This window comes from Ascidiaceihabitans sp. (assembly GCF_039986515.1).
Taxonomy (GTDB): domain Bacteria; phylum Pseudomonadota; class Alphaproteobacteria; order Rhodobacterales; family Rhodobacteraceae; genus Ascidiaceihabitans.
Genome location: NZ_JBDWQO010000001.1, coordinates 1 through 22,428, shown reverse-complemented (window position 1 = coordinate 22,428; position 22,428 = coordinate 1). Strand labels below are relative to the sequence as shown.

The following is a 22,428-nucleotide window of genomic DNA, read 5'->3' as shown; positions in this document are numbered from 1 at the left end:
AGTTGCGCTGCCAGAAGGCACGGAAATGGTTATGCCGGGCGACAACCTGAAGTTCGACGTTGAGCTGATCGCGCCTATCGCGATGGAGCAAGGCCTGCGCTTCGCGATCCGCGAAGGCGGCCGCACAGTCGGCGCTGGCGTTGTTTCTAAAATCACTGAGTAATTTTAGAAACGGTGGCCGTCACCTGCGGCAATTGCTCTGCAAGAGCAATGAGAGCAGAGACGGAGCACTCAGAAGTTATAGAAAAGGCCGCTTCCGGAAACGGGGGCGGCCTTTTTCTTTTTATCTTTCACTGACAATTCATAAAAGACGCATTATCTTAAGCGTATGAAACACATTTTGTCCCGGCTGCGCGCTGTACTTCTTACCCTTGCCATGCTGACGCCTATCCCTGCGTTGGCGAATTCAATTGGCCATTTCGTAGGCAGCTATCTTGGTCAGGCAGATGTCGTATTGGATGGTGAAACCAAGGGACGGACAATTCGCGTGGACATGGTTCCGACCGACGAAGGCTTCCGACTGACGTGGACCTCCACATCCTACCGCGACGACGGCGACATCCGCGAAAGCACCAATGAAATCGATTTTGTCCCCAGCGACCGCGACAATATCTACGGCTCAGCCATGAAGACCAACATCTTCGGCAAACAAGTGCCGTTGGACCCATTGAAGGGGGAACCATTTGTATGGTCCCGGTTTGAAGGCGACACGTTTTCAGTGTTCTCTTTGGCAATCACGGAAAACGGTGAATATGAGCTGCAAGAGTACCACCGGACGCTGGCGGACGGCGGTTTGGATTTGTTGTTCCGGCGGGTGAAGAACGGCGTGCCCCAGCGAGAGATCACTGCGTTTTTGGCGCGGGAGTAGAACGGTTGTTGACTTAAAGGCCTAAAGTGCTTCGCCAGTGTGTCTCTCAATCATCTCAAGTAATGTTTCCAAGTCTTCTGGGCTGTCTGCGTCAAACTCTAATACATTGAACAGCTTGGTTTGCGCCGTTTCCGGGTGAACTTGTAGCTCAAATGACCCGTCAAACACCTCCAATTCAATATCGGAGTCGGCCCAGGCAAACGAAACAGTCGGCCAATATCCCCGATCACTGTCCGTAGGGAAAGCGCGGTTTCGCTGTTTTAGCAATGACAGTAATTGGGTCGCGCTTTCGATTGCACCAGGATTTGGTTGAGACGCTGCTGTCCAGTGGATATTTATGTGTTCCCAAAGAGGGTGTTGAGGTTTCATTGCGGCTCCGGTTTTCAAGCTTTCTGGCGTGCTTTTCAACAGTGGCTATTTTGATTGAACTTACGTCTGGTCCCAGCTCGGAATCAAGCGCACAGTGCGCCGGGCAGCACCGGACCGTCCGACTGGCTGGTGCTTTTGGAAAGGGATTCGCTGCCTTTTTGAAGGTCAGCAGGTGTGGTGCGATAAAGTGCCATCAACAAAGGTTCGCTGCTCCACAACACGGTCCTGTGCAGCCCCATATCGGGTAAGTCAAATAAAGGGTTGATGACTTAAGCGACTCCCCCTATACGCCCACTCACGGAACAAGGGTGCGCCATGCGTGCCCTTCTTTATGTTTCGCCAAAAGACGCGATGAGGGTGCCGGATGAGCCGCTATCCTCCTCTCCGATCTCAATCCCAAATTCAAGGGATGACGACATATGGCACAAAGCCAAAATATCCGCATCCGGTTGAAGGCGTTTGACTACCGCGTGTTGGACACATCCACACAAGAAATCGTCAATACCGCCAAACGTACCGGTGCATCTGTTCGCGGCCCAATTCCGCTGCCGAACAAGATCGAAAAATTCACAGTTCTGCGTGGCCCCCACGTTGACAAAAAATCCCGCGATCAGTTCGAGATCCGCACGCACAAGCGCCTGCTCGACATCGTAGATCCGACCCCACAAACCGTAGACGCGCTGATGAAGCTTGATCTTGCGGCTGGTGTGGACGTCGAGATCAAATTGCAGTCTTAAAGGAGGGTATTGATTATGCGCTCTGGAATTCTCGCAAAGAAAATCGGCATGACCCGGTTGTTCATGGAAGACGGCAAGCAGATCCCTGTGACCGTTTTGCAAATGGACGGCCTGCAGGTTGTGACACAGAAAACAAACGACCGTGACGGCTACACAGCCGTGCAGTTGGGTGCTGGCACCGCGAAAGTAAAGCGCGTCAGCAAAGCCATGCGTGGGCACTTCGCCGCCGCAAAGGTTGAGCCCAAAAGCAAACTGGTCGAGTTCCGCGTCTCTGAAGACAACCTGATCGCCGTTGGCGAAGAGCTCTCTGCCGAGCACTTCCTTGATGGTCAAAAGGTTGATGTGTCAGGCACATCTATCGGTAAAGGTTTTGCCGGTGCGATGAAGCGTCACAACTTTGGCGGTCTGCGTGCGACACACGGTGTGTCTATCTCTCACCGTTCGCACGGCTCCACCGGCCAATGTCAGGACCCGGGTAAAGTTTTCAAAGGCAAGAAAATGGCCGGCCACATGGGCGCTGCCCGCGTGACCACGCAGAACCTTGAAGTAGTGAAAACGGACGCAGATCGCGGCCTGATCATGATCAAAGGCGCTGTCCCAGGCTCCAAAGGCGGCTGGGTCACGGTCAAAGACGCTGTGAAAAAGAAATTGCCAGAAGGCGTGCCGTTCCCGGCCGCTCTGAAATCGGCAGCGGCAGCAGCTCCGGCTGAAGAGGCCCCTGCGGAAGGTGGTGAAGCATGAAACTTGATGTGATCAAAATGGACGGCGGCAAAGCCGGTTCTGTTGACCTGGACGAGGCCCTGTTCGGTCTCGAGCCACGCGCAGACATCCTGCACCGCGTCGTGCGCTGGCAGCGCAACAACGCCCAAGCTGGCACGCACAAGGTGAAAACCCGTCGTGAAGTCAGCTATTCCACAAAGAAGATCTATCGCCAAAAAGGCACCGGTGGCGCACGCCACGGCGCACGTTCGGCACCGATCTTCCGTGGGGGTGGCGTTTACAAAGGTCCCGTTGTGCGTTCGCACGGCCACGACCTGACAAAGAAGTTCCGCAAATTGGGTCTGCGCCACGCGCTGTCTGCCAAAATGGCAGCGGGCGAGTTGGTTGTGATCGAAGACGCGGCGTCTGACGGCAAAACAGCGGCCTTGGCCAAGCAAGTGAAAAACCTCGGTTGGAAACGCGCTTTGGTCATCGATGGGGCGACCGTCAACGAAGACTTCCTGACAGCATCCCGCAACATTGAAGGCTTGGACATCCTGCCGACAATGGGCGCAAACGTATATGACATCCTCAAGCGTGACACACTCGTGCTCACGAAGGCGGGCGTCGAAGCACTGGAGGCTCGCTTGAAATGAGTGCCAAGGCAGAACATTACGACGTGATCCGCAAGCCGATCATCACGGAAAAAGCGACAATGGCATCTGAAAACGGTGCGGTTGTGTTTGAAGTGGCGATTGACAGCAACAAACCCCAGATCAAAGACGCTGTTGAGGCGCTGTTTGGTGTGAAGGTTAAGGCTGTGAACACAACCATCACAAAGGGCAAAGTAAAGCGCTTCCGTGGTGCGTTGGGTAAGCGCAAAGACGTCAAGAAAGCATATGTGACGCTTGAAGAAGGCAACACAATCGACGTGAGCACCGGGCTGTAAGGTCTGCGTGTGGGTGCGCCAAAGGCAGCACCTTACGAATGAAGTTGAGAGACCCCAGTCTTGGAAGAGGCTGGGGTTTTTTGTATTTTGGCTTGAAAATGGTTGTCAAGGCTGATTGCGATCGTATTTTAACAGATCAGTTGTTTGAAAGATTTGAATATGCCTAATTTAGTTCCAGCAGCCAATGTAGATTTAATGACGTCTTCTGGCGTGCCACAGATGATGCAGAGAATTCGACCGCAATGGCAAGCAAAGTCTTTGATACAACGGGTAAATCGGCTTTTGGAAGTCGACCCCAGCAGCGCCTGTCAGCGCCTTTTCAATGCTGCAATACATGATTTGCGAGAAAAAATTGTCATCGCTGGAACTGATATTGCCAAAGAAGCGGCTATCCAGTTTAAGCTTCCACCGATTAACAAAGATGAAGACGTCGAAGACTATCCAACCTCAAAAGTCATTGATTTAGCATATAGGATGGGCCTTTTCACAAGGCCGGAGTGGCGCAGAGTATGCAGAAGCTATGAAATCCGTCGAGACCTTGAACATGAAGACGATGAATACGAAGCTGGGATAGAAGATTGCGTGTATATCTTTAGTACATGTATCGAGGTCATATTGGCCGCTGACCCTGTAGACCTCTTAAAGATTTCCGACGTCAAAGATCTTGTTGAACAGGCGTCCAAAGCACAACCGGGGGAGGAATTGCTTTCTGACTTCGAAAGAGCACCTAAGCCTCGACAACAGGAAATTTTGAAGTTCTTAGTTGGTATATCCCTAGACAAAGACAAGTCCGACATTATCCAACAGAATTCATTTACCTTTCTGAATTCCTTGAGGGTATTGGCTGCAAACTCTGTTTTGGTGGATCTCGCCACTAGTTTTCAAAAACGAATAGGTCGGAGTGGACTGGATGAACGGCACGCACGTGTCGCCACGGCATGTGGAGCAATGCCGTATTTAAAACAGTCCGCTCGCAAGGAGCTGTTCAAAGCATATTTAGACCGATTGAAAGAAGTCGGTACGAACTGGGGCGCGTACGAAAAACATGGCGATGTAATTCGTCGATTTTCAGAAATTGGAGGCTTTGCGGCTTGCCCTGCTGATCCGGCCAATGGAATCTTAGAATGGATGGTTTTGACCTATATTGGAACTCCAGGAGGTCGAACATCCTATGGGAATATTCGGCACGTCTACTACAGCAATACAGCATCCCCGTTAATATTAGACTTGTTTGTAAAGGAGGCAGACCTGATCCGAGATCGCCTGGCTGATTTTGGCCAGAATAAGAACATTAAAAGTCGAGTTGATAACCAACATGTCGCACGACGTTTCGAAAGATTATTAGATTCCGTGGAAGAATAGGGAGCTCCATTCTACACCTTCGCCCGGAAACAAGCTGCAGGCGCCGGGCGCACGGCTGGCCGTGTCGCACCAGAGGTGCGCCTTACAGATGGCTTGCCTTTGCCAGGACGGCCTGACGTTTGGATAGGTGGCCATTCCCTCTCAAATCCCACATCAAAGCAGCTGCCACAAAGTAGCCTCAACACCCGTCACAGCGTCAGCCCCCGGCCAGCCGCGCGCCGTCAGTTCCCCAACAAGACCAGCAAACCCAACAAAACAAGCCCAACCGGCTTGACCCCATACCCCATCCCCCCTATCAGACCCCATCGACAAAGCCCCAGATTCGTCTGGGGCTTCGTTGTTGTCCGCACGGGTGCACCAAGGTGCACCTTACGCGGCACACGGTAAGGTGGGTTTCAACCCACCACACCACACCAAACTCTGGCACCTACGGGGGCCTATAACCACAGGCGGGGCAACCCGTCACATAGCAAAACGGAAGACGGATAACATGGCACTCAAGTCGTATAAACCGACGACGCCGGGCCAGCGTGGGCTGGTACTGATCGACCGTTCGGAGCTCTGGAAAGGCCGCCCGGTCAAAGCCCTCACTGAAGGCTTGACGAAAAACGGCGGACGGAACAACACCGGACGGATCACGATGCGCCGCAAGGGCGGTGGGGCAAAGCGCCTCTATCGTATCGTAGATTTTCGGCGCAACAAAATGGATGTGGCGGCCACAGTCGAGCGCATCGAATATGACCCTAACCGCACAGCCTTTATCGCGCTCGTAAAATACGAAGACGGCGAACAGGCCTACATCTTGGCGCCTCAGCGCCTTGCGGTTGGCGACAAAGTGATCTCGGCCGCCAAGGCAGACATCAAACCCGGTAACGCGATGCCATTCTCCGGCATGCCCATCGGTACAATCATTCACAACATCGAGTTGAAGCCAGGCAAAGGCGGTCAGATCGCTCGTGCCGCCGGCACATACGCCCAGTTCGTGGGCCGTGATGGTGGTTACGCGCAGATCCGTTTGTCTTCGGGCGAACTGCGTCTGGTGCGTCAGGAATGCATGGCCACCGTAGGTGCCGTGTCCAACCCCGACAACTCAAACCAGAACTTCGGTAAAGCGGGCCGTATGCGTCACAAGGGCATCCGCCCAAGTGTTCGTGGTGTCGTTATGAACCCGATCGACCACCCTCACGGTGGTGGTGAAGGCCGGACCTCTGGTGGTCGTCACCCGGTTTCCCCATGGGGCAAACCAACCAAGGGTGCGCGCACACGCAACAAAAACAAAGCGTCGCAAAAGCTTATTATCCGCTCGCGTCACGCCAAGAAAAAGGGACGCTAATTTATGGGTCGTTCTGTTTGGAAAGGTCCTTTTGTCGACTCTTACGTGTTGAAAAAGGCCGAAGCGTCCCGCGAAAGCGGTCGCAACGAAGTGATCAAGATCTGGTCGCGTCGCTCAACCATCTTGCCCCAGTTTGTGGGCCTCACATTTGGCGTGTACAACGGCCAGAAGCATATCCCGGTGAACGTCTCCGAGGAAATGATCGGTCAGAAGTTTGGTGAATATTCGCCAACACGTACCTACTACGGCCACGCCGCTGACAAGAAAGCGAAACGCAAATGAGCAAGGATAAGAACCCTCGCCGCGTCGCTGACAACGAAGCAATGGCAAAAACACGCATGCTGCGCACCAGCCCTCAAAAGCTGAACCTCGTTGCGCAAATGATCCGTGGCAAGAAAGTCGACAAGGCCCTGACGGACCTGACATTCTCCAAAAAGCGGATCGCGCAAGACGTGAAAAAATGCCTGCAGTCGGCAATTGCGAACGCAGAAAACAACCACAATCTGGACGTTGACGAGCTGATCGTCGCCGAAGCTTGGGTTGGTAAAAACATGACACTGAAACGCGGTCGCCCACGCGCCCGTGGTCGCTTTGGCAAGATCATGAAGCCTTTCGCCGAGATCACCATCAAAGTGCGTCAAGTTGAAGAAGTGTCAGGGGAGCAAGCCTAATGGGTAACAAAGTAAATCCAATCGGTATGCGCCTTCAGGTCAACCGTACTTGGGACAGCCGCTGGTATGCGGACACCAAGGATTACGGCGATCTGTTGCTGGAAGACCTGAAAATGCGTGCCTTCATCAAAGAAGAGTGCAAGCAAGCGGGCATCGCTCGTGTGATCATCGAGCGCCCACACAAGAAGTGCCGCGTCACGATCCACACTGCACGTCCCGGCGTTATCATCGGCAAGAAAGGCGCAGACATCGAAGTTTTGCGCAAGAAGCTGGCGAACCTTACAGAGTCCGAATTGCACCTCAACATTGTTGAAGTTCGCAAGCCGGAACTGGACGCCGCATTGGTTGGCGAATCCATCGCACAGCAATTGGAACGTCGGGTATCTTTCCGTCGCGCCATGAAGCGTGCCGTTCAGAACGCGATGCGCATGGGGGCCTTGGGCATCCGTGTGAACGTGGCTGGCCGTTTGGGTGGTGCAGAAATCGCGCGTACCGAATGGTACCGCGAAGGTCGTGTGCCTTTGCACACACTGCGCGCCGACATCGATTACGCTCACGTTGAAGCTGAGACCGCCTATGGCATCATCGGCATCAAGACCTGGATCTTCAAAGGCGAGATCATGGAACACGATCCACAGGCACGTGACCGTAAAGCACAAGAACTCCAAGACGGCCCAACACCTCGCGGTGCTGGCGGTCGTCGCTGATAGGAGGGCATTTAGATGCTTCAGCCAAAGCGTACCAAATTCCGCAAGCAGTTTAAGGGCTCTATCAAGGGTCTGGCAAAAGGCGGTTCCGACCTCAACTTCGGCACTTACGGCCTGAAGGCGACTGAGCCTGAGCGTGTGACAGCCCGTCAAATCGAAGCGGCCCGCCGCGCGATGACACGTCACATGAAACGTCAGGGCCGTGTCTGGATCCGTATTTTCCCAGACGTGCCTGTCACAGCCAAACCCATCGAAGTTCGTATGGGTAAAGGTAAAGGCTCTGTTGACCGTTGGGCAGCCAAAGTCAAACCCGGCCGCGTGATGTTCGAGATCGATGGCGTCAACGACGACATCGCCCGCGAAGCCCTGCGTCTGGCGGCGATGAAACTGCCGATCAAAACACGCGTCGTCGTCCGCGAAGACTGGTAAGGACGAAAACGCAAAGCGTTTTCTGTCCAGCCGGAGGCAGGGTATTTCAAAGAAATACCCGTTCCGGCCACGGTAGAGTTAATGAGGCCCCCGTTGAGAGATCAGCGGGGGCTTTTCCCTTGACGAGAATCAAAATGTCCACTTGTTTTAGATTAAGCTTCAGGGGAACAGGTGATGTGGTATTTCACTAGGATTTTTATACTGGCGCTCCTTGCGGTATCATCCCTGGCATCCTGCACGATTTCAGAAAACAGGTTCTTTTCTCAGTCAGACTACGACCGGGGAGACCGCGCCGTGGCCGCATGCATCGAAATAGAGTGCAGAACTCTGAATTTGGATGGCAGCCCGTTGCGCGATTACACAGTTTTGAATGGGCTGAAGCATGTGACCGTTCTTATGGTCAGCCGAACAAACTTTGTGCACCTTGATGATATTGCAGATATGAGCCATTTGACTGAATTGCATATACGAGAGACCCAAGTCACGGACCTCAGCGGGCTTGTTCATTTCCCAAAGTTGAAAACGCTCCACGTTTCCCTGCTTCATCAGGATGTCGATCCCGCGCCGATTGCCAATCTGACCAGCCTAGTTGAGCTGGCTGTCACGGGGAGGGAAGATGAAACCTTGGACTACATCTCGAGTTTGCAAAACCTGAAAAACCTGCGTGTAGACGGAGGACAAATCTCGGGCATATCTCCACTTCTGGATTTGAAGGCACTTCGACAAATCACGCTCTACTCTGAATTGCCAGAAGACCTGTTTGATTTGACCAAGATCAAGAATATCTACTCTATATCCCTATTGGACAAATATCTTACGCCTGAGTTCCAGTCGATGTTTGATAATCGGAGCGTTGTGTTTGTGTCTGAGCCGATCATCATCTGTTGATATGCGGTCAAAAAAATCGCTGAACCCATAAACCCCGGTTCCCAATCAAAGATTGGGCAGCGCCTGAGCCTCCCCCATGGGGAGGGCGCTTCGCACCATCCCCTCGGCTCGGGCGCGGTGCGCAAACTAGTAAGTTCACACCTGAATAGCACACCGCCTGCGTTCATTTGCAGCACGCGTTTATCTTCAAGACGTTTCTATTCTTTGCTATTGTATCCCTATAGAAACAATCAAAGTGATGTACCCATGAAAAAACTTTTCGCCATTGTTGCCCTGTCTGCCCTCGCCGCCTGTGACACCATGACAGCCCCCGCCGATATCGGAACGAAAGCTGCCGAAGCTCAAGCCGCGACCACAACGCCCATCAACCAGATCCAGCTTGTCAGCGGCAATACCGTCAACAACGGTAATTTTACGGTGATTGGCGAAGTGAAAGCCGACGTTGGAAAAAAGACCGCCTTTGGCAAGACGCCAACCGTTGAGGACGCGCAAACAAATTTGCGTATCAAGGCGGCCGGTGTAGGTGCCGATGCCGTCATCAACACGCAAATCAGTGACGTTACCGTCTGCGCCCTGAGCTGGGGATGCCGTGTGGTCAGCGGAACAGCGGTGAAATTCAACTAAGCTGCCTGCTAAGAGCGAGAGCCTTAACAAAGGTGGGGGTGGCGGTTTGATAAATCGCTCACCGCCACCTCCCATAACCTCTTAACTTCCGCCGCATCTCTGGGTCCTCCAAGTCCTTATATTTCCCCTTGGAATACAGCCCCCCATCCAGCGCCAAACCAGCCTTCACAATCTCGGCCCCCAGATCGCGTCCGTCGGGCAGATAACATGTCCCAACCAGCCGATCATACGACGTTTCGCCCGTCAGCTTGACCGTGATAACCTTCCCCTTACACAGCTTCACCATCGCCCATTTGGATTTCTGTCCCCAGGGTTGATCCAATTCCGGTGCATCAATGCCTGCGAACCTGATCTTGATCCGGTTGATCGCAATCGTATCCCCATCGATCACCCAAGCCTTGCCTTTGATCTCCATCGAAGATGGGATCGGCGGGGGAGGGGCGTGGTCGACCTTTTTGCGCTGTTGGCTTTGCGGTTGGGCTTTGGGTGCGGCAGGCTTCACCTGCTCTTGTTGAGGGGCGGGTGCCTCTTTGGGTTCGGGCGGCGGCGCGGAATATTTGCGCGGCTTAAGCCCTTTGGGATTGGCGAGGTAGATCGCGACAATCAGCAGCAAAATGAGAAAAAGCACTTCCATAAAAACGACCCGTCAAACTCACTAAAACAATGATTAAGGCTAACATTGGTTTTCGATCGCTTGCAAGTAGGGCGGGAATCGCTGTGGAGCGCCCAAAACCCCTTTGTGCGGCTTATGGCATGTCTTTGACACGACGCCGCGCAACGATTTCAGTTTCCATCACCCCCAGCTGTAGTTGAAAGAAACAGAAATCCTCTCATCCTCCGCCATGTTCACCGGCACTTCATGGCGTAACCAGCTTTCCCATAGCAGAACCTCCCCGACTTCAGGCGCCACATAAGTAAAAGTCTTCAACTCTTCCCGCGCGTCCTTGGACCGGGCAGGGGCTGCCATCATCATTTGCAACCGCGGATCCTCGAACTTGATCGCCGACGCTCCATCAGGCATCGCCACATAGGTCGTGCCGGAGATCACGGAATGCGGGTGGATGTGGGACGTATGCACGCCGCCTTCGGGCAGGATGTTGATCCAGATGTCCTCCAGCTTCAGCTCTTTTCCATCCAGATCAAATTCCAGATCCTCGGCAAAGGCGGCGACATGGGCGTCGAGCACCTTGACCAGATCAGCAAAGATCGGAAAGCGCCAGGGCAGGTCGGTCAGGGACGCATAGGATGTGTAGCCGGGATAGCCGTTATCCTCACACCACTCTTGCCCCGCCTCGTCGTCATTGGCGATGGCCCAGCAAGAGTTTTCCAACTCGGATGGATCAACAACGCCTTGTTCAGACAGATGGGCGCGGTACAGGCGGGTCACGAAGAGGGATGTTATGGACATAGGGCTGGATAAAACAACATTGGATTGAAAGCGATATGTAAACCGAATGTTCTTTACCGCTTTGGGTCTCTTTAGTAGAGAGCCGTGTAAGCAGTGGTTGTATTCTTCGCCCTACGTGTTTTGGACAGTGTTCGCGGTGTTGATGTTAGGTGCGCTTTGGCTCTATCTATGGTTCTTCTCCAATTTTTTAGGCTGGTATCTGAGGTTTCTGGTTAGAGCGGCTGGTTTCATGCTTGCGCTTGCTGTCGTATCATTCTTTGTCAGTCTACCTATCACACTGCCCTTGATTGGGCTTAGCGATAGTCTGGGATTTGATCCCGACATCGTTGAAGAGTTGGTGGGTTTGGTTGTGTTGTTTACAATGCCCCTGACACTCATCCTTCGGCACCAATACCTCAAACGTCAAAAGCCAAAGAACTAAGGGTTGCCACACCCCGCAAACACTCCTATACGCAGCCATCTATCATGACCTCCACCAGAATCATGGTCACCCGGACGACTACTCAGAACGGGGCCAACTGGTGATGTTGAAAAAGGAATATGGCAATGAATGCCTCAGAACTGCGTGACATGACGCCAGACCAGCTGCGTGACAAGCTGGCAGACGAGAAAAAAGCAAGCTTCAACCTGCGCTTCCAAGCGGCCACAGGTGCACTGGAAAACCCAGCGCAAATTCGTGCGGCCCGTCGTAACGCTGCGCGCATCAAAACAATTTTGAACGAAAAAGCCGCTGCTGCGGCCGCTGAATAAGGACTGCACCTATGCCTAAGCGTATTTTGACCGGCACAGTGACGTCTGATGCCAACGCCCAAACAGTAACAGTGTCCGTTGAACGTCGTTTCACGCACCCTGTTCTGAAGAAAACCATCCGTAAGTCCAAAAAGTACCGGGCCCACGATGAACAGAATGCCTTCAAAACTGGCGATCAAGTCCGCATCATCGAATGTGCGCCTAAGTCGAAGACAAAACGCTGGGAAGTGATCACAGCGTAAGCTGCGTGATCTAACAGTATAATCGAAACCCTAGGGATCAGGCACGCATCGCCCCCTACAGGTCGGGAGAAACCATATGATCCAGATGCAGACAAACCTTGAGGTAGCTGACAACAGCGGCGCACGCCGTGTTCAGTGTATCAAGGTTCTGGGTGGTTCCAAGCGTAAGTACGCATCCGTAGGCGACATCATTGTCGTCTCGGTTAAGGAAGCCATTCCTCGTGGTCGTGTTAAGAAAGGTGACGTCCGTAAGGCCGTTGTCGTTCGCACGGCAAAAGAAGTTCGCCGCGATGATGGCACAGCCATCCGCTTTGACGGCAACGCCGCAGTTATTCTGAACAACAACAACGAACCAATGGGTACTCGTATCTTTGGGCCAGTTGTTCGCGAATTGCGCGCCAAAAACTTCATGAAAATCATTTCCCTCGCTCCGGAGGTGCTGTGATATGGCTGCTAAGCTGAAAAAAGGCGACAAGGTCGTCATGCTGACCGGCAAGGACAAGGGCAAAGAGGGTACAATCTCTTCCATTGATCCAAAAGTGGGCAAAGCCGTTGTTGAGGGTCTGAACATCGCCATCCGCGCGACACGTCAGTCTCAGGAATCCCAAGGCGGCCGTATTCCAAAAGCCATGCCAATCGCGCTCAGCAACCTCGCGTTGCTGGATGCAAACGGCAAAGCCACACGCGTTGGCTTTAAAATGGATGGTGACAACAAAGTGCGTTACGCCAAGACTACAGGGGACGTTATCTAATGGCTGATTATACACCCCGTCTGAAATCGGTATACACGGATACAATTCGTCCGGCGATGAAAGAAGAATTTGGCTACAAAAACGACATGCAGATCCCGCGTCTGGACAAAATCGTCCTGAACATCGGGTGTGGCGCTGAAGCGGTTCGCGACAGCAAAAAAGCCAAATCAGCACAGGAAGATCTGACAGCAATTGCCGGTCAGAAGGCCATGACAACCATCGCCAAAAAATCCATCGCGGGCTTCCGCGTACGTGAAGACATGCCTTTGGGCACGAAAGTGACCCTGCGCGGCGCACGTATGTATGAATTCCTTGATCGTCTGATCACGATTGCAATGCCTCGTATCCGCGACTTCCGCGGCGTATCTGGCAAATCTTTTGATGGTCGTGGCAACTATGCCATGGGCATGAAAGAGCACATCGTGTTCCCGGAAATCGACTTTGATAAAGTGGATGAGACCTGGGGCATGGACATCGTTATCGCCACAACGGCGAAGACCGACGACGAAGCAAAGAGCCTGTTGAAAGCTTTCAACATGCCCTTCAACTCGTAAGCGGGAAGGATAGCACATGGCTAAAAAATCAATGATCGCGCGTGAAGTAAAACGCGAAAAGCTGGTGAAAAAGTATGCTGCAAAGCGTGCCGAGCTGAAAGCAATCATCAGCGACCAGGAAAAGCCAATGGAAGAGCGTTTCCGCGCGTCCTTGGCCTTGGCGAAACTGCCGCGCAACAGCTCTGCTGTGCGTTTGCACAACCGCTGCCAACTCACCGGTCGTCCGCACGCGTACTACCGTAAACTGAAAATTTCGCGGATCGCGTTGCGGGATCTCGGCTCTGCCGGTCAAATCCCCGGCATGGTCAAGTCAAGCTGGTAAGGAGAGCATAAGATGAACGATCCTATCGCAGATATGCTCACACGTATCCGGAACAGCCAATTGCGCGGCAAGTCCACCGTTGAAACACCAGCGTCAAAACTGCGTGCATGGGTGTTGGACGTGCTGGCGGACGAAGGCTACATTCGCGGCTACGAAGCAACGACAGGCAAAGACGGCCACCCGGCCATCGAAATCAGCCTGAAGTATTACGAGGGCGAACCTGTTATTCGCGAACTGAAGCGGGTCTCTAAACCCGGTCGGCGCGTTTACATGGGCGTCAATGACATTCCCGTTGTCCGTCAGGGCCTTGGTGTGTCGATTGTCTCCACCCCAAAGGGTGTGATGTCGGACGCAAGCGCACGTGCAGCCAATGTTGGCGGCGAAGTGCTCTGCACCGTATTCTAAGGAGATACATCAATGTCTCGTATTGGTAAAAAACCAGTCGCTCTTCCTGCAGGCGTTTCCGCCTCCATGTCGGGCCAAACGATCGAAGTCAAAGGTCCGAAAGGCACACGTTCGTTCAAGGCAACGGACGATGTGACAATCGTGATCGAAGACGATGCGGTCACTGTCACACCACGCGGCAAATCCAAGCGCGCACGCCAGCAGTGGGGCATGAGCCGCACTATGGTTGCAAACTTGGTCACCGGCGTCACCGACGGTTTCAAGAAAGAACTTGAAATCCAAGGTGTTGGTTATCGTGCGACAATGAACGGCAACACATTGAAACTGAACCTCGGCCTGTCCCATGACGTCGACTACACCGCGCCCGAAGGCGTGACAGTCACGGCACCAAAGCAGACCGAAATCGTTGTGGAAGGCATCGACGACCAGCTTGTGGGTCAAGTCGCTGCGAACATTCGCGCATGGCGTAAACCAGAGCCCTACAAAGGCAAAGGTATCCGCTACAAGGGCGAATTCGTCTTCCGCAAAGAAGGCAAGAAGAAGTAAGGAACGCACAGATGGCAAACAGCAAAAGAACACTGTTTCTGAAGCGCCGTATGCGCGTTCGGAACAAACTCCGCAAAGTGAACGCAGGACGCATGCGTCTTTCCGTTCACCGTTCGAACAAAAACATCTCCGCTCAGTTGATCGACGATGTGAATGGCGTGACGCTTGCGTCCGCCTCCACATTGGAAAAAGGTCTGGGTTCGGTTGGTAAAAACAACGTTGAAGCAGCAACAAAAGTGGGCGCGGCAATTGCCGAGCGTGCGAAGAAAGCTGGCGTTGAAGAAGCGTACTTCGATCGCGGTGGTTTCTTGTTTCACGGCAAAGTCAAAGCAGTTGCAGATGCAGCTCGCGAAGGCGGCCTGAAAATCTAAACGGCGGGGTGCACCAAGGTGCACCTTACCCGTAAACGATCCAGCGTAAGGCGTATCTTGATACGCCCCGCACCCTAAAACAACAGCGCAGGCGGGGATCCCCTCCGCCTCGATGATCCGGGGGCTTTTGGCCCACTTGGATTGACCAAACGAGCGCCCGCCTAAAAGCAGCGCCACCAATCAAAGGATGTTCTCAATGGCAGAACGTGAAAACCGTCGCGGCCCGCGCCGTGACCGTGACGAAACACCGGAATTCGCAGACCGCCTGGTCGCGATCAACCGCGTCTCCAAAACCGTAAAAGGTGGTAAGCGCTTTGGCTTCGCAGCCCTCGTGGTTGTTGGCGACCAAAAAGGCCGCGTTGGCTTTGGCAAAGGTAAAGCGAAAGAGGTCCCAGAGGCCATCCGCAAAGCCACAGAGCAAGCCAAACGCCAAATGATCCGCGTTCAGCTGCGCGAAGGCCGCACATTGCACCACGACATGGAAGGCCGCCACGGCGCCGGTAAAGTTGTGATGCGGACAGCGCCTGAAGGTACTGGTATCATCGCCGGTGGTCCAATGCGTGCTGTGTTCGAAATGCTGGGCATCAAGGACGTCGTGTCCAAGTCCATCGGCTCACAGAACCCATACAACATGATCCGCGCCACCATGGACGGCCTCAAGAAAGAGTCCTCCCCACGCTCCGTCGCTCAGCGTCGCGGCAAAAAGGTGGCTGACATCCTGCCCAAGCGCGACGACGCGCCAGCAGCTGAAGCTGCTGCGACTGAGGAGGCCTAAACCATGGCTAAAACAATCGTCATCAAACAGGTGGGCTCGCCCATCCGTCGCCCTGCAAAACAGCGTGCAACATTGATCGGTCTTGGCCTGAACAAAATGCACAAAACACGCGAGCTGGAAGACACACCTTCCGTGCGCGGCATGGTGAACTCGATCTCTCACATGGTTGAGATCATCGAAGAAAAAGGCTGAATTCAGCCCGTAAGGTGCACCTTGGTGCACCACGTGTTTGTAGAAACGCCTCGTGGAGACACGGGGCGTTTTTGCATTTTGTAACGAGGGATCAAAACTTGCGAAGAGTAAGGTCGTGCTGTCTAATGCCAAAATGAAAATCCCGCTTTCAGATCCGATTTGGTCCCGCCTTTACAGTGCGTATGGTCTTGAAGACATACAGGACGTGCTTCGCATTTTGCGAGAGGCTTGGGATACCGACGTGGCAGATGACCTGTTTTGGGAAAGCTTGCACCACCAAGACACGCTCTACCCCGCGACGTATGCGGCCTTACCTTGGATTTTGGACATAGCGCCAAAGGATGACATCGAACATAAGGTTTTCGCGTCTACGGTTCTCGCCAATTGCGAGGTCCATCGAAACCCAAGCGAATACTCATTTCAAGGTCTATCCTTGACCCTCAACGATCATGCGCATTCTTGGGTCCCAAGCAAACTGAATGAAAATGACATGAAACAACTGTCTCACTTACAAGATTGGTTCGGAGCTCAACGGCAAAGCCTCTCAAAGATGTGTTTAGACGCGATCCCAGGTCGTGACCCAGACACCATCCTGTACCTTTTGTACGGACCATTAGAAACTTTAGGTGCTGGGCCTCTCGGAACGGCGCTCCAGTTTTGGGACAACGGGGAAAGGCTTGAAACCATTTTGAATGAATTGCCAAGTCCAACTCAAGACGAATTGCGCGTCGGAGATGAAATAGCAAAACTATTGAGCGAAAACGCATCGGATATTTCTTCATTTGTCTCTGAATGGATCGCAGCGGTTTCCGAGAAAGCGGGGCTTCAACTGCATCAGGCGCAACAAATGGAGCTAATTCTTAGCAGCGACCCGTAAGAAAAAAGACCGGACCAACAGCCAGAAAGTTTGGATAGTGAGGCAGCTTCAAATAACGCGATTGGCGCACCGCTTGCATCCCGCGCTTGATCCCGCTCCACTCCTCGTCTATACGCGCGCAGTGGGCGGTTTCTGCCCGTATAGAATCGTAACGCCGTGTTTGACCGCTCCCGTCGCTGGGGGTCATTTCCGGCAAAAGGAGAAGCGACATGAAACTGAATGAACTCCGTGACAATCCCGGTGCAACGAAACCACGCAAGCGCGTTGGTCGCGGTCCCGGTTCCGGCACCGGTAAGATGGGTGGCCGTGGTATCAAAGGTCAAAAATCCCGTTCGGGTGTAGCGATCAATGGCTACGAAGGTGGTCAGATGCCTTTGTACCAACGTCTGCCAAAGCGTGGCTTTAACAAGCCCAACCGCAAGGCCTATGCCGTTGTAAACCTTGGTCTTATCCAGAAATTCATCGACGCCAAGAAACTGGACGCCAAAGCCGTCACAGAAGACGCTTTGATCGAAAGCGGTCTGGTCCGTCGCAAATTGGACGGCATCCGTGTGTTGGCCAAAGGCGAATTGACAGCCAAAGCGACAATCACCGTCACAGGCGCGTCTAAATCTGCCATTGAAGCCGTTGAAAAAGCAGGCGGTTCTTTGACTGTTGCTGCAGCGGCGGCTGAGTAAGCCCTTGAACGCCCTTGTAGGCGGCCCAAGTGCCGCCTACATTGGCTAGAGTTTTCCATTCGCCGCCCACCGGAAAACGGTCAGGGCGGCGTTTTGCCAAATAAGCCAAAGAAAGAGCCACCTTATGGTATCTGCCGTCGAGAACATGGCCGCCAACACCAGCTGGTCCGCATTGGGCAAAGCCACGGATTTGCGCAACCGTATCCTGTTTACGCTGGGTCTGCTGATCGTTTACCGCCTGGGCACGTTTATTCCGGTGCCGGGCATCGATGGCGCCGCTTTGCAGCAGTTCATGGAGGACGCAGGCCAAGGCATCGGCGGTATGGTTTCCATGTTCACGGGCGGCGCGTTGGGTCGGATGGGCATCTTTGCCCTTGGTATTATGCCATATATCTCTGCGTCCATTATCGTACAGCTTCTGACCTCTATGGTCCCTTCTTTGGAACAACTGAAAAAAGAAGGCGAACAGGGCCGCAAAAAGATCAACCAGTATACGCGCTACGGCACGGTCGCTTTGGCCACATTGCAGGCCTACGGTCTGGCGGTATCACTGGAATCCGGCGGTTTGGTCACTGAGGGCGGCCTATATTTCCGCGTGGCGTGTCTGATCACTCTTGTCGGCGGCACAATGTTCCTGATGTGGCTGGGCGAACAGATCACAGCGCGCGGCATCGGCAACGGTATCTCCCTAATCATCTTCGTCGGCATCATCGCCGAAGTGCCTGCCGCATTGGCGCAGTTCTTCGCCTCTGGTCGGTCCGGTGCGATCAGCCCCGCGATCATCATCGGCGTCATCTTGATGGTGATTGTGACCATCATGTTTGTGGTCTTCATGGAGCGGGCGTTGCGCAAGCTGCATATTCAGTATCCGCGCCGCCAAGTCGGCATGAAGGTTTATGACGGCGGGTCTAGCCACTTGCCGATCAAAGTGAACCCAGCCGGTGTTATCCCCGCGATCTTCGCATCGTCATTGTTGCTATTGCCTGTCACCATCAGCACGTTCTCGGGCAACTCGACCAACCCGATCATGTCCTGGTTATTGGCCAACTTTGGTCCCGGCCAGCCGCTGTACCTGCTGTTCTTTGTCGCGATGATCGTGTTCTTTGCCTACTTCTACACCTTCAATGTGTCGTTCAAGCCGGAAGAAGTCGCAGACAACCTGAAGAACCAAAACGGCTTCGTGCCAGGCATTCGCCCCGGCAAAAAGACAGCGGAATATCTTGAGTATGTGACGAACCGTATTCTGGTCCTTGGCTCTGCGTATCTTGCTGCCGTGTGTTTGTTGCCGGAAATTTTGCGCGGTCAGTTTGCTATTCCGTTCTATTTTGGCGGGACGTCTGTTTTGATCGTGGTGTCTGTCACCATGGACACCATCCAACAGGTTCAAAGCCATTTGCTGGCGCATCAGTACGAAGGTCTGATTGAGAAATCGAACCTGCGCGGCAAAAGTAAAACCCGCAAGAAACGGAGCCCGGTACGTCGATGAACATTATTCTGCTGGGGCCTCCCGGGGCTGGGAAAGGAACGCAAGCGCGTCATTTGGTTGAAACGCGTAACATGGTGCAGCTGAGCACCGGCGATATGTTGCGCGCCGCCAAGGACAGTGGCAGTGAGATGGGCATGATCGTGGCAGATGTCATGGCACGTGGTGCGTTGGTGACAGATGAGATCGTGATTGGCCTGATCCGCGAGCAGTTGAACTCCGTGAAAGCTGACGGATTTATCTTTGATGGGTTCCCTCGCACTTTGGCTCAAGCTGATGCGTTGACAGAATTGTTAACACATGAAGGTGAAAACCTTGATGCGGTGATTGAGATGGAAGTCGACGACGAAGCACTGGTTGACCGGATCACTGCTCGCTCAACGTGTGGCGATTGTGGGGAAGTTTACAACGACAACACCAAACCACAGCCCGCGGATGGCAAGTGCACCAATTGCGGAGCGGAAGGTAAATTCCAACGCCGCGCCGACGACAATGAGGAAAGCCTGAAAACGCGCCTCATGGAGTACTACAAAAAGACGTCACCACTGTTGGGGTACTACTACGCCAAAGACCTGCTGGCCAAAATTGATGGTTTGGGTGATATCGAAACGGTGCAAGGCGATATTGCGAAGGTACTGGATCGCTAAGACGCAGTGGTAAGCCCGTTGTTTAGGTTTTCTGTTTTCGTGGTCGGCGCAGTCCTTGGGGGAGTAGTTGGTATTATCGCTGGACTCGTTCTTGGTGTGCAACTTGGCGACTTTAATGCTGAAATTGACTTCTGTGATGATGATGGATCGAGGCGGTATATTGAAGATGGACCTGCAAGATTTGATGCTTGTGAGTGAAAGCGTGCAGGTATCTTTCGCACAACACTTGACCCCAAATCAGAATACTCATAAGCACCGCTATCTCTAATGAGAATCAAACAGTTTTAATGGTCGCTCCATTGAAACAGATCACCTGATCAGCTTGGCCCGACGGCGTTTTCGCTTCGGGCCTATGTTGTGAAAAAAGGGCCCGGGATTACGGGCCCGCAACGAAAAGGAAAGCTCACGTGGCACGTATTGCCGGCGTAAACATCCCGACTGCAAAGCGGGTTCCAATCGCCCTCACATATATCACCGGTATCGGTACAACATCTGCACAAGCTATCTGCGAAGCAGTTGGCATTGACGCATCGCGTCGTGTGAACGAATTGTCCGACGCTGAAGTTCTGAAAGTGCGCGAGCACATTGACGAAAACTACACCGTTGAAGGCGACCTGCGCCGTGACACACAGATGAACATCAAACGCTTGATGGATCTGGGCTGCTACCGCGGCTTGCGTCACCGTCGTAACCTTCCTGTGCGCGGTCAGCGTACACACACAAACGCACGCACACGCAAAGGCCCCGCGAAGGCCATTGCCGGCAAGAAGAAATAAGGGAGGCTCTGTATCATGGCACGCGATAAGACACGTACTAAGAAAAAAGAGCGCAAGAACATCGCCGCAGGTGTGGCGCATGTGAACTCTTCTTTTAACAACACCAAGATCTTGATCTCTGATGTTCAAGGCAACGCAATCAGCTGGTCGTCTGCTGGCACGATGGGCTTCAAAGGCTCTCGTAAATCTACGCCATATGCGGCGCAGATGGCGGCAGAAGATGCAGGACGCAAAGCACAAGAACACGGCGTGAAAACGCTGGAAGTCGAAGTGCAGGGCCCGGGTTCCGGTCGTGAAAGTGCGCTGCGCGCATTGGCGGCTGCAGGTTTTAACATCACATCGATCCGTGACGTGACGCCAATGGCCCACAACGGCTGCCGCCCACCAAAGCGCCGCCGCGTCTAAGACTAACTTCTACGGTGGGGGCCGCGTGTTTTTGCACGGCCCCTGTCCGCTTTTTTGAAACCTCGGGCGCTTTTGCCTTTCGGACATGGGGCAAAAGCAAGAATGGAGGGACGTATGATCCACAAAAATTGGGCTGAATTGATCAAGCCACAACAATTGGACGTAAAGCCGGGCAATGATCCTGCGCGCCAAGCCACAGTGGTTGCAGAACCGCTTGAACGTGGTTTTGGTTTGACAATGGGCAACGCGCTGCGTCGCGTATTGATGAGCTCACTGCAAGGTGCTGCCATCACATCTGTACAAATCGACAACGTTTTGCACGAATTCTCGTCTGTTGCCGGTGTGCGTGAAGACGTCACCGACATCATCCTGAACCTCAAGCAGGTCAGCATTCGTATGGAAGTGGAAGGGCCAAAGCGTCTGTCTATTTCTGCGAAAGGCCCCGGAGTTGTGACGGCTGGCGATATTTCTGAATCCGCTGGTATCGAGGTTCTGAACCGCGATCACGTGATCTGCCACCTCGACGATGGCGCCGACGTTTACATGGAATTGACGGTGAACACCGGCAAAGGCTATGTGTCAGCGGACAAGAACAAGCCAGAAGATGCGCCAATCGGTTTGATCCCGATCGATGCGATCTATTCACCTGTCAAGAAAGTCTCTTATGACGTTCAGCCGACACGTGAAGGCCAAGTTCTGGACTATGACAAACTGACGATGAAAGTCGAAACAGACGGTTCCATCACGCCAGACGACGCGGTCGCTTTTGCGGCACGTATCTTGCAGGACCAGCTGGGCATCTTCGTTAACTTCGACGAGCCTGAATCAGCATCCCGCGCAGATGAAGACGACGGTCTCGAGTTCAACCCGCTTCTGTTGAAGAAAGTGGACGAGCTGGAATTGTCTGTCCGTTCTGCAAACTGCCTAAAGAACGACAACATCGTTTACATTGGCGATCTGATCCAGAAAACCGAAGCCGAGATGCTCCGCACTCCGAACTTTGGCCGCAAATCTTTGAACGAGATCAAAGAAGTGCTGTCGGGCATGGGTCTGCACCTTGGTATGGACGTCGAAGACTGGCCACCAGACAACATCGAAGATCTGGCGAAAAAGTTCGAAGACACGTTCTAAGACTTTCGGGAGGGCCTTGGTCCTCCCGCGCAATGCCCGGACCTGCCGGGGAAAGCTGGGCACTTCCGCCCCAAGGAGAGGGACTGACACGCATCGGTCTCCAGACAAAGCAAAACACGCTATAAGGAATTGAAATATGCGTCACGCACGTGGTTACCGCCGCCTGAACCGTACTCATGAGCACCGTAAAGCCCTGTTTTCGAACATGGCTGGTTCGCTGATCGAGCACGAGCAAATCAAAACAACCCTGCCGAAAGCCAAAGAACTTCGTCCTATCATCGAAAAGATGATCACCATGGCGAAAAAAGGCGATCTGCACTCGCGTCGTAACGCTGCATCGCGTCTGAAAGAAGACAAGTATGTTGCGAAACTGTTCGACGTTCTGGGACCTCGCTATGCCGATCGTCCGGGTGGTTATGTTCGCATCATGAAAGCCGGCTTCCGTTATGGCGACATGGCACCAATGGCGATCATCGAAT

The 22,428-nt window shown here is 53.4% G+C and carries 35 protein-coding genes and 1 pseudogene; 33 read left to right on the top strand and 3 right to left on the bottom strand.

The window, feature by feature from the left end:
- Positions 1-163: pseudogene (tuf, locus tag ABJL60_RS00180) on the top strand (elongation factor Tu); the annotation flags it as partial.
- Between the two features lie 177 nt (positions 164-340).
- Positions 341-868, top strand: a complete 528-nt coding sequence (locus tag ABJL60_RS00175; RefSeq protein WP_348376255.1) for a hypothetical protein — start codon at positions 341-343, stop codon at positions 866-868.
- A 21-nt stretch (positions 869-889) separates the two neighbouring features.
- Here ABJL60_RS00175 and ABJL60_RS00170 read toward each other — a convergent pair whose 3' ends face one another.
- Positions 890-1,237, bottom strand: coding sequence for a hypothetical protein (locus ABJL60_RS00170; RefSeq protein ID WP_348376254.1), 348 nt, complete (start codon positions 1,235-1,237; stop codon positions 890-892).
- 419 nt (positions 1,238-1,656) lie between these two features.
- On the opposite strand from ABJL60_RS00170, the gene rpsJ reads away from it, so the two are divergent.
- The 12 genes from rpsJ to ABJL60_RS00110 all read left to right on the top strand — a co-directional run bounded on the left by rpsJ (position 1,657) and on the right by ABJL60_RS00110 (position 9,636).
- Positions 1,657-1,974, top strand: coding sequence for a 30S ribosomal protein S10 (gene rpsJ, locus ABJL60_RS00165; protein ID WP_011567658.1), 318 nt, complete (start codon positions 1,657-1,659; stop codon positions 1,972-1,974).
- A 15-nt stretch (positions 1,975-1,989) separates the two neighbouring features.
- Complete coding sequence (gene rplC / locus ABJL60_RS00160; RefSeq protein WP_348376253.1) at positions 1,990-2,715, top strand: 50S ribosomal protein L3; 726 nt, start codon at positions 1,990-1,992, stop codon at positions 2,713-2,715.
- A complete protein-coding gene (rplD, locus tag ABJL60_RS00155) occupies positions 2,712-3,329 on the top strand; it encodes a 50S ribosomal protein L4 (RefSeq protein ID WP_348285889.1) in 618 nt (205 codons plus the stop codon). The genes rplC and rplD overlap by 4 nt, the downstream gene beginning before the upstream one ends.
- Positions 3,326-3,622 (top strand): 50S ribosomal protein L23, encoded by a 297-nt coding sequence (locus ABJL60_RS00150; RefSeq protein WP_108829455.1) that lies wholly within the window; start codon positions 3,326-3,328, stop codon positions 3,620-3,622. The genes rplD and ABJL60_RS00150 overlap by 4 nt, the downstream gene beginning before the upstream one ends.
- A 159-nt stretch (positions 3,623-3,781) precedes the next feature.
- Positions 3,782-4,984 (top strand): hypothetical protein, encoded by a 1,203-nt coding sequence (locus ABJL60_RS00145; RefSeq protein WP_348376252.1) that lies wholly within the window; start codon positions 3,782-3,784, stop codon positions 4,982-4,984.
- Positions 4,985-5,474: 490 nt separating this feature from the next.
- Positions 5,475-6,317 carry a 50S ribosomal protein L2 gene (rplB, locus tag ABJL60_RS00140; protein ID WP_348285887.1) on the top strand — a complete coding sequence of 281 codons (843 nt, stop codon included), beginning with the start codon at positions 5,475-5,477 and terminating at the stop codon, positions 6,315-6,317.
- Positions 6,318-6,320: 3 nt separating this feature from the next.
- Positions 6,321-6,599 carry a 30S ribosomal protein S19 gene (rpsS, locus tag ABJL60_RS00135; RefSeq protein WP_108829451.1) on the top strand — a complete coding sequence of 93 codons (279 nt, stop codon included), beginning with the start codon at positions 6,321-6,323 and terminating at the stop codon, positions 6,597-6,599.
- Positions 6,596-6,988, top strand: a complete 393-nt coding sequence (gene rplV, locus ABJL60_RS00130) for a 50S ribosomal protein L22 (RefSeq protein WP_108829450.1) — start codon at positions 6,596-6,598, stop codon at positions 6,986-6,988. The genes rpsS and rplV overlap by 4 nt, the downstream gene beginning before the upstream one ends.
- Positions 6,988-7,695 (top strand): 30S ribosomal protein S3, encoded by a 708-nt coding sequence (gene rpsC, locus ABJL60_RS00125; protein WP_348376251.1) that lies wholly within the window; start codon positions 6,988-6,990, stop codon positions 7,693-7,695. Before rplV ends, rpsC begins: the two co-directional genes overlap by 1 nt.
- A 15-nt stretch (positions 7,696-7,710) precedes the next feature.
- Entirely contained in the window at positions 7,711-8,124 is a 414-nt protein-coding gene (gene rplP, locus ABJL60_RS00120; protein ID WP_108829448.1) for a 50S ribosomal protein L16, read from the top strand.
- 174 nt (positions 8,125-8,298) lie between these two features.
- A complete protein-coding gene (locus tag ABJL60_RS00115; protein WP_348285885.1) occupies positions 8,299-9,012 on the top strand; it encodes a hypothetical protein in 714 nt (237 codons plus the stop codon).
- 246 nt (positions 9,013-9,258) lie between these two features.
- Positions 9,259-9,636: a hypothetical protein gene (locus tag ABJL60_RS00110; RefSeq protein WP_348376250.1), complete on the top strand. Its 378-nt coding sequence runs from the start codon at positions 9,259-9,261 to the stop codon at positions 9,634-9,636.
- Positions 9,637-9,694: 58 nt separating this feature from the next.
- Here the strand turns inward: ABJL60_RS00110 and ABJL60_RS00105 are convergent, their stop codons facing one another.
- Both ABJL60_RS00105 and ABJL60_RS00100 read right to left on the bottom strand, forming a co-directional pair.
- Positions 9,695-10,270, bottom strand: a complete 576-nt coding sequence (locus ABJL60_RS00105; RefSeq protein ID WP_348376249.1) for a thermonuclease family protein — start codon at positions 10,268-10,270, stop codon at positions 9,695-9,697.
- 159 nt (positions 10,271-10,429) lie between these two features.
- Positions 10,430-11,044, bottom strand: a complete 615-nt coding sequence (locus ABJL60_RS00100) for a 2OG-Fe(II) oxygenase family protein (RefSeq protein ID WP_348376248.1) — start codon at positions 11,042-11,044, stop codon at positions 10,430-10,432.
- A 546-nt stretch (positions 11,045-11,590) separates the two neighbouring features.
- On the opposite strand from ABJL60_RS00100, the gene rpmC reads away from it, so the two are divergent.
- The 19 genes from rpmC to rplQ form a co-directional block, all read left to right on the top strand.
- Positions 11,591-11,794: a 50S ribosomal protein L29 gene (rpmC, locus tag ABJL60_RS00095; protein ID WP_108829443.1), complete on the top strand. Its 204-nt coding sequence runs from the start codon at positions 11,591-11,593 to the stop codon at positions 11,792-11,794.
- An 11-nt stretch (positions 11,795-11,805) separates the two neighbouring features.
- Positions 11,806-12,036 (top strand): 30S ribosomal protein S17, encoded by a 231-nt coding sequence (gene rpsQ, locus ABJL60_RS00090; RefSeq protein ID WP_348285879.1) that lies wholly within the window; start codon positions 11,806-11,808, stop codon positions 12,034-12,036.
- A 76-nt stretch (positions 12,037-12,112) separates the two neighbouring features.
- Positions 12,113-12,481 (top strand): 50S ribosomal protein L14, encoded by a 369-nt coding sequence (rplN, locus tag ABJL60_RS00085; protein ID WP_108829441.1) that lies wholly within the window; start codon positions 12,113-12,115, stop codon positions 12,479-12,481.
- Between the two features lies 1 nt (position 12,482).
- Positions 12,483-12,788: a 50S ribosomal protein L24 gene (gene rplX / locus ABJL60_RS00080; protein ID WP_348376247.1), complete on the top strand. Its 306-nt coding sequence runs from the start codon at positions 12,483-12,485 to the stop codon at positions 12,786-12,788.
- A complete protein-coding gene (gene rplE / locus ABJL60_RS00075) occupies positions 12,788-13,342 on the top strand; it encodes a 50S ribosomal protein L5 (RefSeq protein ID WP_108829439.1) in 555 nt (184 codons plus the stop codon). Before rplX ends, rplE begins: the two co-directional genes overlap by 1 nt.
- A gap of 16 nt (positions 13,343-13,358) precedes the next feature.
- Positions 13,359-13,664: a 30S ribosomal protein S14 gene (gene rpsN / locus ABJL60_RS00070; protein ID WP_108829438.1), complete on the top strand. Its 306-nt coding sequence runs from the start codon at positions 13,359-13,361 to the stop codon at positions 13,662-13,664.
- A 12-nt stretch (positions 13,665-13,676) separates the two neighbouring features.
- The gene (rpsH, locus tag ABJL60_RS00065; RefSeq protein WP_108829437.1) at positions 13,677-14,069 is read left to right on the top strand and encodes a 30S ribosomal protein S8; all 393 of its coding nucleotides are present in this window, start codon (positions 13,677-13,679) and stop codon (positions 14,067-14,069) included.
- Positions 14,070-14,081: 12 nt separating this feature from the next.
- Positions 14,082-14,615 carry a 50S ribosomal protein L6 gene (gene rplF / locus ABJL60_RS00060; RefSeq protein ID WP_348376246.1) on the top strand — a complete coding sequence of 178 codons (534 nt, stop codon included), beginning with the start codon at positions 14,082-14,084 and terminating at the stop codon, positions 14,613-14,615.
- Between the two features lie 11 nt (positions 14,616-14,626).
- Positions 14,627-14,986, top strand: a complete 360-nt coding sequence (rplR, locus tag ABJL60_RS00055; protein ID WP_348285877.1) for a 50S ribosomal protein L18 — start codon at positions 14,627-14,629, stop codon at positions 14,984-14,986.
- A 196-nt stretch (positions 14,987-15,182) separates the two neighbouring features.
- Complete coding sequence (rpsE, locus tag ABJL60_RS00050) at positions 15,183-15,761, top strand: 30S ribosomal protein S5 (protein ID WP_108829434.1); 579 nt, start codon at positions 15,183-15,185, stop codon at positions 15,759-15,761.
- Positions 15,762-15,764: 3 nt separating this feature from the next.
- Positions 15,765-15,953, top strand: coding sequence for a 50S ribosomal protein L30 (gene rpmD / locus ABJL60_RS00045; protein WP_093922174.1), 189 nt, complete (start codon positions 15,765-15,767; stop codon positions 15,951-15,953).
- 115 nt (positions 15,954-16,068) lie between these two features.
- Positions 16,069-16,830: a hypothetical protein gene (locus ABJL60_RS00040; protein ID WP_348376245.1), complete on the top strand. Its 762-nt coding sequence runs from the start codon at positions 16,069-16,071 to the stop codon at positions 16,828-16,830.
- Positions 16,831-17,039: 209 nt separating this feature from the next.
- Positions 17,040-17,507, top strand: coding sequence for a 50S ribosomal protein L15 (gene rplO / locus ABJL60_RS00035; RefSeq protein ID WP_108829432.1), 468 nt, complete (start codon positions 17,040-17,042; stop codon positions 17,505-17,507).
- A gap of 124 nt (positions 17,508-17,631) precedes the next feature.
- Entirely contained in the window at positions 17,632-18,993 is a 1,362-nt protein-coding gene (gene secY, locus ABJL60_RS00030; protein WP_108829431.1) for a preprotein translocase subunit SecY, read from the top strand.
- Entirely contained in the window at positions 18,990-19,637 is a 648-nt protein-coding gene (locus ABJL60_RS00025; protein WP_348376244.1) for an adenylate kinase, read from the top strand. The genes secY and ABJL60_RS00025 overlap by 4 nt, the downstream gene beginning before the upstream one ends.
- Before the next feature lie 407 nt (positions 19,638-20,044).
- Positions 20,045-20,413, top strand: coding sequence for a 30S ribosomal protein S13 (gene rpsM, locus ABJL60_RS00020; protein ID WP_108829428.1), 369 nt, complete (start codon positions 20,045-20,047; stop codon positions 20,411-20,413).
- A gap of 15 nt (positions 20,414-20,428) precedes the next feature.
- Positions 20,429-20,818 carry a 30S ribosomal protein S11 gene (gene rpsK, locus ABJL60_RS00015; RefSeq protein WP_348285874.1) on the top strand — a complete coding sequence of 130 codons (390 nt, stop codon included), beginning with the start codon at positions 20,429-20,431 and terminating at the stop codon, positions 20,816-20,818.
- Between the two features lie 114 nt (positions 20,819-20,932).
- Positions 20,933-21,949, top strand: a complete 1,017-nt coding sequence (locus tag ABJL60_RS00010) for a DNA-directed RNA polymerase subunit alpha (protein ID WP_348502083.1) — start codon at positions 20,933-20,935, stop codon at positions 21,947-21,949.
- Positions 21,950-22,085: 136 nt separating this feature from the next.
- Positions 22,086-22,428: 50S ribosomal protein L17 (rplQ, locus tag ABJL60_RS00005; protein ID WP_348502082.1), on the top strand; the 343-nt coding region annotated here is incomplete at its 3' end.